Genomic DNA, 12,790 nt, shown 5'->3' with positions numbered 1-12,790 from the left:
TTTATCCTTTCGGTTTTGGCATAATCATTAATATCAAGTAGCCTATTTTGTATTTAAATCTTATTTTAGATTTTATAAATTCTATCGGATAAATTTTCAAATGATTTTTCACAATTAAATAATCATTACATTCTTTCCATCCATATTTATACATTTGCATTAATAAAATTACATTATAAGCAATACATCCAACAGCAATTATCTTTTTTTCTTCCAAACTATCTGTATCATCTAACATTTTATCAAACACTATATTGGCAGTTAATTTTGCAGGATTCATTTCCTTTTTGAACATTGTACTACCTACATTTATTCTATAAAAATACAGAGCATTATTTATAAATACTACATTTTTTATAAATTTCATGTACTCATAATTAAACAATGTATCTTCACATACTTGTACATTTTGGTTGAATCTAATATTTTTTTCCATTATTATTTGTGTCAAATACAATCTATTATAAACAAATGCAGCAATATTTTTCTCTGGAATCATCATTTCACGGAGATAATCCTCCTTTAATAGCAATTCTATTCTTAAATTTGACTCCCTGATATTTTTCTCATAATCTTGACTTTGATATTTACAAACAACAAGTTCTGAATTGTTTTTAATAATTTCTTTAACCATGTATTCAACAGCGTTAAGCACTAGCATATCATCAGCATCTACAAACATCAAAAACTTTCCTCTAGCTCTTTGAATACCAAAATTTCTTGTTGCAGATACCCCTTCATTTTTCTTATGATAAACAATAATTCTATCATCTTTTTCTGCCCAACAATCACAAATTCTTCCAGAATCATCAACTGATCCGTCATCGACTAAAATAATTTCTATATTCTCATATGTCTGATCTACCAAAGATATCAAACAATCTTCCAAATATTTTTCTGCATTATATACTGGAACAACAATACTTACCATTAACTCCATACTCCTCATTCAATTTAACTTCTGTATCCAATGATTTTCGCTGGAACTCCTCCAATTATACTATTTTCTGGAAATTCCTTTGTAATTACTGCATTCGCTGCTATTACACATCCGCTTGCCACACTTGCACCATCTAAAAAGACAACTCCTGATCCAATCCAACAATTATCTCCTATCTTAATTCCCTTATGATTTACTCCTTGATCTTTGATTAAAATATTTAAATTCTCATAATTATGGTTTTCTGAATGAAATCTAATAAACTGCCCAGCTACAACATTTCTTCCCACACTAATTCCACCTGCCGCTCCAAAGAAACAATCATTACCAAATGTAGTTCCATCTCCTATAACAATTCCACTTCCTACATATTGTAAACTTCCCGTGCATTCAATTCTTGTACCACGACCTAGAACTACACCATTTCCAAGTATTACTCCATCTTGTGAAAGAGCATCAATATAAACATCATCATGTATTTTACATTTGCTCTCCATATGCAAATATCTTTTTTCCAATACTTGTACATGTTTCCCAACAAAAATATTATTACTAATGTTCCGTCTACCAATAGAAAATATTCTACCTCGGATCATCATCCAACCATATTTCCAACATACCCTCATTATATAAGCTATACTTATTTTTTCATCTATTTTAAAATCTTTTTTTCCTGTAAATACTAATAATTTATCAATCAATTTCATAATATTACTTTATCAGTTTGCGATAAAGTTGATAATTTTCATCTACAAACTGCTCCCATGTCTTTATTTTATTTTTTTCTGCCTCTGTTTTTAAATCTGAAAGAGTTTCTGGGCTATTTATTAATTTCTCTAGTGTACTTTCTAAATCATCTATATTTCCTGCTTTTATAATAATTCCCGCTTTTCCTACAATATCCTTTGCTCCAACATGCTCACTTACTATAACAGGGACTCCAAAACTCAATGCTTCTAATACTGTAAATCCAAATGTTTCATACCATATACTTGGCGCTACTAAAATATCTGTATCCGACATAATATGTTTCAAATCTGATTGCGTAAACCCCTCCTCATTTATATTAAGATATTCTCGTTTATCTGGAACTGCATTGAACATTCTTAATATAAAATTATGATTACCTGAACTCCACAACTTATCTAAGGCTTCAATCAATATATTGTATCCTTTGAATGGCCTTGCTGGTGCAAGACAAGTTATTCTTAATTTATTATCTTTTTTTCTATTTGCATTTTTGTGATCACTCTTAATATTTTTATGTGATATCGTAATCACTTCATTTTCAGGCAACTTCATATATTTTTCATATATATTTTTTGTCGTCGAAGAATTAAAATGGATAAAACTCATTTTTTGTAACATATCAACATAATAATTTCTCAATTTTCTATATTCTCTCGCTTTATAATTTACTTCTTTCTCATTTAATAAAGGCATTTTATCTGATTTTTCTTCAAAAAAATTTTGTCTATGATTTTTTCTCATTTTTTTCACTAAAAATGAATCTTTTATATTTCTATACAAGGATGATTGCATAATTTGAATTTTCCTTAAAGATAATGCTGTCTGATTACACCTGATACAGTCTCTACATCCATGATCTTCTACACACACACATCCATCCCTATACAATGTAATTTTAGGACAAATTCCAAAATAATCATGAGAAGTAAAAATTGTTTTAATTTTTAATTTTTTTGTAGCTTCTAGAAATTCTCTATGTAACCCCATTAATGTATGGATATGGATAATATCAGGATTAATTTTTCTCAAAAAACTTTTATATACATTTGCATTACATGATTTAGTATATTCTTTGACATTTATAATTCCTTCATCTAAGGAGACCGGAAGCGGATTTATTAATTCATAATTATTAATATTTTTTATATTTTTTCTTTTTTTTATATGTATTTCTTTTGAAATAAATGAAATTTGTCCAGGCCATAATGCTATCACTTTATCTCCCTTATTTTTTTGCGTCTCCATCAAATCCATACAATATCTCGTCAAACCGCCACTTCTATATGGTGGAAACCCTAAAAAATAATGCATAATTACCATAGCCATAAACTCCTTCTATCTTTCACTCACTTATTAAAAATACTCTTTCATATTTATCCCGAATATTCTCCCATGTATATCTTTCTATAATACATTTTTTTGCTTTTTCTTCAAATTGGTTTAATTGCTCTACTGTCATTTGATCTGCACTCGAAATGATGCTTGATAGTGAACCATTATCTTTTGACCAATACATAGCCCCATCTTCCGCCACTTCTCTATTAAACCCAACATCCAACAATAAATTCAACTGTGTACTTCCAAGAGCCTCCAACAAACTAGGATTCGTACCACCTACCTCATGTCCATGGAAATATCCATATGCATCTTCTCTGATTTTCTTTAACAACTCCTGATCATAAACCGTTCCAACAAACTTGATTCTTTTATCCTTTTCAAATCCCGTTTTTTCGCGCAATTCCTCATAGAATTTATTCTGCTCTACATTCGTAATTAACACAAAATCTTTATCTGTATCTGAATTCATAAATTCACGAACCATAGTCTCATAATTGTTTTCTGGAACAAATCGTCCAACAACTAAATAAAATTCCTTAGGCTTCACATTGAATTTCTTATACCAATCAACGAGCTTTTGATCATCATCTTTTAAATTTGATTTTGCTATATCAGCTCCATAAGCAATAAATGTAGTATCCGGAGTATACTGCTTATATTCTTCCTGTATATAATTTTCAATATTCATAGAATCACAAATTAATAATTCTGCATGTTTTACCATAAGTTTTTCTGAAATTTTCCAGTATTTTTTTATCAATCCATTCCATTTTGCTCTTAGCCATTCATGCCCATCTGGATTTACATATAAATGTGCTCCTAATTTATCCATTTGCTTTTTAAAATGACCTATAAATGGTCCTATTCTACATGCTAAAACATAAATGACTGCACCTTGAATATTATGTGCTTTTATATATCCAATACACCATTTCAATGCTGCAATATCATAATAAACTGCTTTGGCTGGCCCAACATCTGGCACTGTAACATTAAAGCATTTAGCCCCATTATGTTTAAATCTTTTTCTTTTTGCATTCATACATGCTACATAATATTGTATAGATTCATCTTTTTGATATTCAGTTAACTTCTCAACAAAAGTTTCAAAACCTCCATATTGGGCTGGAATTCCTTTAGATCCTATTATAAATACATGTTTTTTTTCAGAACTCATTTTCTACCTAACCTTATCTTATAATCTTTTACCTTGCTCCATCACTATGCAACACAACTTGAACTGTCTTCAAAATAATCTCAATATCTCTCTTCAAAGACCAGTTCTTAATATATTCTACATCCATAGAAACAATTTCTTCAAAGTCCGTAATATCACTACGTCCACTTACCTGCCATACTCCAGTTAATCCAGGAGTCATACTTAATCGACGTTTGTGATATCCTTCATACTGCTCAAATTCATCCACCGTTGGCGGTCTTGTCCCAACAAGGCTCATATCACCTTTTAGTACATTCCAAAACTGTGGCAATTCATCCAAGCTTGTCTTACGAATAAACTTTCCTATCTTTGTAATTCTTGGATCATCTGTCATCTTAAACATCAGACCATCCATTTCATTTTGTTCCATCAATTCTTTTTTTCTTTCTTCTGCATCTGCATACATAGACCGGAATTTATAAATCTTAAAGATGCGCCCATTTCGCCCAACTCTCTTCTGTGAAAAGAATAGTGGTCCCGGCGATTCTAATTTAATCATTGGTCCTAGGACAATCGTTACAACTGCTGTAATCAGTAATCCAACGATTCCTCCCAGAATATCCATCAAACGTTTCAGAACAATCATATATAATGGAATCTCTCTTTGTGCAAATGTGATCGTTGGATATTTACCGATTCGATTAAGATACTTACTTCCACTTTCTACATCTAATTCATATAAATTGATATTTAAATCAACTGTAATTCCCATCTCTTCAAATCGTTGCACTAATTTCTGAATCTGTTCATCTGGCTCTTCTGGAATCAGAATAAACACTTCGTCTACTACCTCTCTGATCGCATATTGAAGCATTGTATTCCTATTTGCGACAATTGGAATATCCATAACCTGCTGTCCTGTCAAATCTTTGTCTGTAATGATAATTCCTGTCACCCATAGGTTCCATGTCTTTTCCTTGATGATACTTCTCACCACTTCATCCATTCGATCTGACGTTGTTACAATCAACATCTTTCTTGTGATCGAATTATATGGTCGATACTTTAAAATATACCATCGATAAATCATATGTGATATCTGCATCCACCAAAAACTACATATCATCGTTGTAAGATAAATAAATCTTGAATAATCTCTTGCATCATCAATCAAATAAGCAACTGTTGCCATCAATGCAGCTGTGATCAAGTTTGTTTTGAAATTTGCCCAAAATTCTTTCCAAAATTTTCTTTTAAAAAAATTCTGATTTGGATCAATTACCAAATACACAATCGTTAATACAAAAATAGCAACTAACCAACGATAGATCACTCGATTATCTTGCGCCCATACCCCGTAGATATCCGGATAAAACCTAATATGTGACATTAAAAAATATCCAATTGTAATTCCAAACACATCACCTATATATATGATCAGATTTTGTATCTGTGAACGTTTTACTCCCATACTCTTTGTTCCTTTGTTTTATTAATCCTAATTTCTTTTCGCTTTCTTTGTTAAATCTACAAGATAGAGCACAAAAAATACTCCTGCTACAACTACAAATCCACCGACTGCACCTACAGCTAAAAATTTCTTTGTGCTAACTGTCTGTTCTGCCTTTATCTTAGATGGCTGATCTGCGATCACTAGTTTATTTCTTCCTAAATCTTTCTGCACTACTTTCTGAAATACTGGCAAAACTTCTTTTGAAATCTTCTTCACATCATCTTTATCATCTGATTTTACCTTAATCTCAAGTAATCTTGTTCCATCCACAACTTCTGCTGAAATTGCATCTTTCACATCATCTTTTGCAATTTTCGTTTTCTTCGCAATTTCATTCACAATCAGATCAGTTTTAATTAATTTCTGATAATCATACGCCAAATCCCCAGCATTGTCCCTGATCAGCACCTTATCCGATGTCTTAGGCACAGTAACATATACCTGCATCTTAGAGCTATACTCTGTCACACTCTTCACCTTCGCATACCCAAATCCAGCTCCAGCGAATACTACCATTCCTATCAAAATAAACACCCACTTTGACAGAATATATTTACACATATCCAATAAATCTACCTCGATCAAATCGACTCTTTCCTTCTGGCTCATAACCCTTCTCTCCTTTTGATTCTTTTTCTCTGTATTTTCTGCCTGACTCCTTGGCATATATCTTTTATTTTAACATATATATAACATAATTACTACATTTCTGTAATTTTTCTTTTCATCTTACTTTCTTCTCTGGTATTCTTTTGCTGTCTTCACGATCTGAAAGACTCTTTCTGTGTCCATTTTGCTTTCGCAGAGCATTCTGATCCGTTCTCCTAGCCATGTGACTAATTTATCTCTTCTTGATATTGTGATAAATGGTGATTGATCTTCTTGATAACCACATTGATACTTTACGTAATTCTTAATATCTAATCTATCACATATCATATTCGCCAGGACTTCATTTAATGGTTCTTGTTGTGACTCTCCACTCCCTGATTTCAATAACACTCTTTTTTGATTCTGAATCACCCATTTTTTCTAAGCCATCCGTCAGATGTATTATCTGGTGACATAAAATTGCCGCTAAATGGTCCTCCAAACAAAGCACTTCCTACATCTTCTGAAAATAGATTTTCAAAAAAATTGATATCTTTCCATTGTATCTTTGAGTGATCTGGACGGATCCAGTATTGATCGCTTAATGATAATCCATAGTTTTCTTTTTATTATACCACAAACCATAAGAAAAGAGACAACACATATCTTCATCTGCTGCCTCTTTTCTTATGGTTTCTATTCTTACCAGAACTTTGTATTCGTTGTAATATAATCCACTTTCTGTGCAATATAATCTGCGACTCTTTCTGTATCGTCCACAGTCCAAAGTCCTACATTCACTCCACCATCTTTGAATGCCTTGATGTCTGAGAGTGAAATCTTATCACAATTTGCATCCAATTCAATCTTACGTTTCTTGTAATAATTGATCATTCCCTGATCTGGATTATTTGTTACATGCTGTAATTTTACATTTGTGGATGTTGTTGCGTTATCGTCTAAGACTTTTCTCATCTGTACCATTGTTTCAAAGTCATAGGCAATAAACATGTATTCTTTATTCCCCATGATCTGATTTGTTAATGCATACAAATCTTCCATGTTGTTCTTTGTCACTGCCTGCATTCGAGAATCATTGGTTGTTTCATTTCCGTATTCTACGAATTCCATCTTGATTTCGATAACTGGTACCATATTATACTTCTTGCATGTTGTTAAATAATCTTCTAATGTTGCAACTGTCGTTGCTGATTTTACATTCTTATATTTTGAAATGTTATTTCCAGATTTGATCGTCAGTTTCTGGATCTCTGATAATGTCATATCTTCTGGTTTCTTATCAACTCCGCATAATCTCTTGAATGTCAGGTCGTGCTGCAGAATGAATTTCTTGTCTTTTGTCATACGGACATCTGTTTCTGCTCCCCAGAATCCTGCTCCACCCGCTAATTCATAGGCTTTGATCGTATTCTCTGGTGCTTCGGCACTTAATCCGCGGTGTGCGATAAACTTGGCACTGTTTTTTGTGATCGGTGTTACAACAGTTACTTTGTAACTGTTTTTCTTCTTTGATCCATCGACTGCTGTTGCTGTGATCGTAGCTGTTCCGACTTTCTTTCCTGTTACAACTCCACTTGTGCTGACTGTTGCCACGCTTGTGCTAGAAGATTTGTATGTTACCTTTTTATTTGCTGCGTAAGTTGGTGTTACGATCGCTGGATTGCTGACCTTTTTCCCTTTCTGTACGGCTACGCTTGCCTTTGCAAATGTGATCGCTGTCACTTTCTGTTTTTTCACTGTGACTTTGCATGTTACTTTCTTTGATTTCTGTGATTTCACGTAACATGTGATCGTTACTTTGCCTGCTTTAACAGGTGTAACAACTCCTTTTGTACTGACTTTTGCGATCTTCTTGTTACTTGTTTTCCATTTAAGCTTCGCTTTGGATGCTTTGGCTGGTGTGATCTTCACTGCAAATCTCTGTGCATTACCAACATACATTGTCTTTCTATATGCTGACCATTTGATCTTTGATACTTTCGTTGCTGCGGATACTGGAATCAGGCTTGTCATAAGAAATACACCTAAGATAGTGATCACTGTGAATTTCTTTAATCCTGCCCGCATCATTTTCTTTACGTTTTTCATAGTTCCTCCCACTCTTTTAACATTTTTGTAACATTTGTCTAAGAGCTATTTTATCATGTTTTTTGTATTTTTACCAGTATCTCTTCTTACTTTAATGTTGATTTAACAGCTTTTTTCTGTACTTTTCAAAGTACAATCCATACATTCCCAGTCCGATCCATGCCACCAGACTGATGCATGCCCCTATTTTTAATCCTGGTGTTTCATAATCTAATCTGACACTTTGTGTTCCTTTTTTCATTACGATTCCCATAAACATTCCGTTTGCCTTATAAATCTTTGTGCGATTTCCATTGACTGTTGCTTTCCATCCTTTTGAGTATGGAATCGTTACACACAGAATCTGGTCTTTTTTCGCATGATAGACTCCTCTGAAATGATTTCCTTCGTATTGAATCTGTTTCATTGAGTTCTCCTTGCGTTCCTTTAATCTGGCAAGAACATCTTTTTTAGGAACTGTGATCAAACTGATATCATCAAATTCATATTCACCTGGAGACAAGAAATTTAATCTTACTTTTTCTTTTGCCTTGCTTGTCTGATGATTGATCTTTACAATGTAATCTTTTCTTCCAAAATAGTATGGATTGAAGGTGCTTTGAATATGAATTTTCTGTTGTACATCGTTTTGTGTCACAAGGATTCCTTTTGTTCCCTTTCTTCCAGTCAGTATGAAGTTATCGTCTCCATTTTTCTTTCCATGGTAAACGAGATTTTTAAAATACAGATAAGTTTCCTTGCCTTTCTCTACTGGCATCGTAATATCCGCATATTTCTTCCCTTTTGGAGATGAGATCCTTGTCTCTGGCAATGAGATTGTCTGTATGTCAGGATCGTTTCTTTGTTCGTTGTGTTGAATCTCTTTGTCTGCCGGATGCTGATTCAATATGATCTGTGCAAGCATTGCCTGTTCCTTGCCGATTCCATTTAACTGCTCGTATTGCTGCTCTGTCATATAAGAATCATATGCATATGCAAATGGCAGTGCATATTTATTCTTATATAATGTGATATTTCCTTTTTTACTTTGTTTCTCAACTCCGTATGGTACATCCCCCTTGGAACTTACGTCTTTTGCAACCTGACTGTTATGTGCTACTGTTATGTATTTTACGCCAGCTAATGACAGGAGTCCCAGTCTTTGATCGACTCCTTTATATTTATCTGCATACTGCATTCCCAACGTATCATATCCTTTGATCGTATCTGTCACACATTTTGCTGTGATACTGTAATATCCACTGATCGTATTCAAATGGTTGATCAGTCCATAGTTTTTATATCGATATCCCTCTGCATGTACTCGATAAACAGATGGATCATTTACCTTACTCAGCATACGGATATTATCTTCCTTCAATGTTCGATATGCTTGTCCCTGATCCATAAATTCCTGTGTATAAGCATATCCTTTTGGATCGAATCTGTAATATCCATGCACTCCCACTGATATCAGGAGCAAGATTGCCATGCTCACTCGCACAATTCTCTTCTGTGTATCATAGCCAAGTCTTTGAAAGATCAACAATAGAATATAAAATACTGCAATTAATCCACAGGCTGCCATGATCCCTTTATTCTTCAGGATTTCTTCTCCTGATGCATTTACGATGATACAAAATACAGTATATATGATGATTCCTGCTCCGATCCCGATCTGCTGTCGTTTTGACATCACAAATAGACGTGGATACATTTCTGCTGTCAACAATGCCACAATAAAGCTCAGTGCAAATGCCCACCGGTTGTTTGCATAGGAAAACCCATTAAATGCATATCCAAAGATTGGGAGAATCAAAGCAATGATACTTGCTATAAATGCCGCTCTGTATTTTTTATGTTTCATTCGCTGTGAAAACAGTGTAAATAATACAACGATCCCAACGATCGGCAGATATCCTGCGTTCGTATTGCTGCCCATATTTCCGTATCCAATAAAGTTTTCAATAAACAGTAGATAATATTTCCCTGGATATACGATCAATGATTTCCAGTCAACCCCATTGCCGTAACGGCCATTTCCTAGAAATCCTATGACGGATGGCAGTAAAATCACTGCTGCCATTGCAATTCCAAGTGTATAATATATTCCAAACTTCAAGATCGTCAGAAAAAAGTTTTTCATCTTGTTTTCTTCGGTGTATTTATAAAAACGGATCCACGCATAGATCACCACAAATATCGTCAGCATATATAAAAAATAATAATTGCTCATTGCTGATACGCAGACTGCGAAAATAAATACATACGGTCTTTCTCTCTGATAGATCTTCTCAATCCCAAGACATAACAGCGGAAAATAGATCATCGGATTGATGAAGAATGGATGGCGCAGTCCTAGTCGAAAGCAAAATCCGCTGAATACATAGACCAGTGCCCCGATCACTGTTCCATAACTTCGTTTTTTCATTTTTCTTGCATACATGATAAACGTGATCCCTGCCAGATACATTCGTAACAAGATCATGAAATCATACATAGTTTCTGTATTCTTTGGCGAAACAAATCCATAGAGGAGGTTTAACGGATCACCGATCGCATAGTAATTCAATGTTGAGAGGATATCTGCACCATACCCAAGACTCATATCCCACATCACAAGTTTTGGGTGTCCCGCCAGAAGATTACGGAAAAATTCTCTTAGTGCTTCCCCATAATATGCTAATGCTGAAAAATGCTGGCTTAATCCGTCTTCTACTCCTGCTCCCCATACAAAGCTTTTTCCTTCGGTAAAAAATGGCAGAAATGCCACGATACACATCAGTAAAAACATCAGTGTATAGACTCCATAGCAATACTTTCTTTGTTCTTTTATCATTATACTTTTCCTTTATCCTTTACCCTTTTTTGTTCATTATCACGCTTAGTATACCACATTTTGGATTGAAAATTCCTGAAAAATGTCTTAAGATATTGGATGTATGTACATTTTAGAATATTTTATATCTATCGGAGGTAATATGATATGTTAAATTTGATAAAGAAATTATATAATGATTCGCGAATTCGTTATTTGTTTTTTGGTGGATTGACAACCCTCGTTAATCTTGGAATGTTTGCTTTATTAAAAGGACCATGTGGAATTGATTATAAGATCAGCAACTTTTTCTCTGTTGCGATCGCGATCTGTTTTGCATTTGTTGTAAATAAGCTATATGTATTTCAGTCTAAATCTGAATCCTTCGCAGATACAATTCATGAATTCATCAAGTTTGTTCTCGGTCGTCTTGTAACCATGGCTGTCGAAGTGGGCGGAGTCCCTTTCTGTGTTGAGATCCTTCATCAGCCACAGATGATCGCCAAGTTAGAAACACAAGTTATTGTTACGATCGTCAATTATTTTATCAGTAAATTTCTTGTTTTCAAATCTCAAAAAAAATGATTCCTTGTATCATATAAAATCCCTGAGATCAGATATTCATCTTATCCAATCTCAGGGATTTGTATTGTTATTCTTTGGATTTGATCACTTCTGAGATAATGTATCTCGGACGCATCTTCACTTCATCGTAAATCTTCGCGATATAATATCCGATCACACCTAAACTGAACATCAAAATGCTTCCAACCAACAGTAACAATAAGATCACTGTTGTAAATCCTGCAACTGCATGTCCAGAAAAATACATATAAAGCGATTGTATTCCAAGCAGCACTGCAAATACGAAGAATACAACGCCAAAAAATGTGACGATCTGCATTGGTGCGGCGCTAAATGATGTGATATTATTCACTGCATATTGTACTAATGATTTGAATGACCATTTGGATTCTCCTGCTTCTCGTTCCTGCACATCAAATTCTACGTATGTTGTCTTGAATCCTACCCAGGATGACAATGCACGGAAAAATACATTTCGTTCTGGAAGTTTTAGAAATTCTTCTGCTGCTTGTCGATCCATCAACTTGAAATCAGATGCTCTGGACATATCGATTCCTGTCGCATCACTGATAATACTGTAAAATGTTTTTGCAAACATCTTGTGAATGAAACTTTCTCTTCCTCTGGATGCTTTCACTCCCTCGATCACCTGATATCCGTCTTCCCATAAACGATACATCTTTATAAGTGTTTCTGGCGGATGTTGAAGATCACAGTCCATTACTGCAATACAGTCTCCTTCTGCCTGTGTGATTCCTGCAAAAACGGCTCCTTCTTTTCCAAAATTTCTGGAAAAGCAGACTCCTTTGATATGTGCTCTTTCTTCCTTGAGTTCTAAAATCTTCTCCCATGTATGATCTTTAGATCCGTCATTTACGAATACTAATTCATATGGAATCTGTTCTTTCTCAAGCAGGTCTCCTACCACCTGTGCTGTTTTCTTGATCATCTGTTCTTCGTTATAAGCTGGAAGAACAACCGATAACATCTTATCCATTGTAAATATCT

At 34.1% G+C, this 12,790-nt stretch carries 11 protein-coding genes; 1 reads left to right on the top strand and 10 read right to left on the bottom strand.

Annotated elements, in window-relative coordinates:
- Position 1: 1 nt before the first annotated feature.
- The 9 genes from QUE18_RS02720 to QUE18_RS02680 form a co-directional block, all read right to left on the bottom strand.
- Positions 2 to 931, bottom strand: coding sequence for a glycosyltransferase family 2 protein (locus tag QUE18_RS02720; protein WP_051040966.1), 930 nt, complete (start codon positions 929 to 931; stop codon positions 2 to 4).
- Positions 932 to 954: 23 nt separating this feature from the next.
- Positions 955 to 1,647 carry an acyltransferase gene (locus tag QUE18_RS02715; protein ID WP_009204099.1) on the bottom strand — a complete coding sequence of 231 codons (693 nt, stop codon included), beginning with the start codon at positions 1,645 to 1,647 and terminating at the stop codon, positions 955 to 957.
- Positions 1,648 to 1,651: 4 nt separating this feature from the next.
- Positions 1,652 to 3,016, bottom strand: a complete 1,365-nt coding sequence (locus QUE18_RS02710; protein WP_009204098.1) for a glycosyltransferase — start codon at positions 3,014 to 3,016, stop codon at positions 1,652 to 1,654.
- 16 nt (positions 3,017 to 3,032) lie between these two features.
- Entirely contained in the window at positions 3,033 to 4,205 is a 1,173-nt protein-coding gene (cps2T, locus tag QUE18_RS02705) for a beta 1-4 rhamnosyltransferase Cps2T (RefSeq protein ID WP_009204097.1), read from the bottom strand.
- 28 nt (positions 4,206 to 4,233) lie between these two features.
- Positions 4,234 to 5,658: a sugar transferase gene (locus QUE18_RS02700; RefSeq protein ID WP_009204096.1), complete on the bottom strand. Its 1,425-nt coding sequence runs from the start codon at positions 5,656 to 5,658 to the stop codon at positions 4,234 to 4,236.
- 27 nt (positions 5,659 to 5,685) lie between these two features.
- Positions 5,686 to 6,309: a Wzz/FepE/Etk N-terminal domain-containing protein gene (locus QUE18_RS02695; RefSeq protein ID WP_242852736.1), complete on the bottom strand. Its 624-nt coding sequence runs from the start codon at positions 6,307 to 6,309 to the stop codon at positions 5,686 to 5,688.
- Between the two features lie 120 nt (positions 6,310 to 6,429).
- The gene (locus QUE18_RS02690; protein ID WP_009204094.1) at positions 6,430 to 6,723 is read right to left on the bottom strand and encodes a hypothetical protein; all 294 of its coding nucleotides are present in this window, start codon (positions 6,721 to 6,723) and stop codon (positions 6,430 to 6,432) included.
- A gap of 270 nt (positions 6,724 to 6,993) precedes the next feature.
- Positions 6,994 to 8,400: a glycerophosphodiester phosphodiesterase family protein gene (locus tag QUE18_RS02685; RefSeq protein ID WP_009204092.1), complete on the bottom strand. Its 1,407-nt coding sequence runs from the start codon at positions 8,398 to 8,400 to the stop codon at positions 6,994 to 6,996.
- A gap of 91 nt (positions 8,401 to 8,491) precedes the next feature.
- Entirely contained in the window at positions 8,492 to 11,218 is a 2,727-nt protein-coding gene (locus QUE18_RS02680) for a YfhO family protein (protein WP_009204091.1), read from the bottom strand.
- 147 nt (positions 11,219 to 11,365) lie between these two features.
- Between QUE18_RS02680 and QUE18_RS02675 the strand changes: the two genes are divergently transcribed.
- Positions 11,366 to 11,782, top strand: a complete 417-nt coding sequence (locus QUE18_RS02675; RefSeq protein ID WP_009204090.1) for a GtrA family protein — start codon at positions 11,366 to 11,368, stop codon at positions 11,780 to 11,782.
- Between the two features lie 67 nt (positions 11,783 to 11,849).
- Here the strand turns inward: QUE18_RS02675 and QUE18_RS02670 are convergent, their stop codons facing one another.
- Positions 11,850 to 12,779: a glycosyltransferase family 2 protein gene (locus QUE18_RS02670; RefSeq protein WP_009204089.1), complete on the bottom strand. Its 930-nt coding sequence runs from the start codon at positions 12,777 to 12,779 to the stop codon at positions 11,850 to 11,852.
- Between the last annotated feature and the right edge of the window lie 11 nt (positions 12,780 to 12,790).

It is taken from the genome of Anaerostipes hadrus ATCC 29173 = JCM 17467 (genome assembly GCF_030296915.1).
GTDB lineage: Bacteria > Bacillota > Clostridia > Lachnospirales > Lachnospiraceae > Anaerostipes > Anaerostipes hadrus.
Note: the sequence above shows the minus strand (reverse complement) of the source record. Positions and strands in the feature narration are given on the sequence as shown.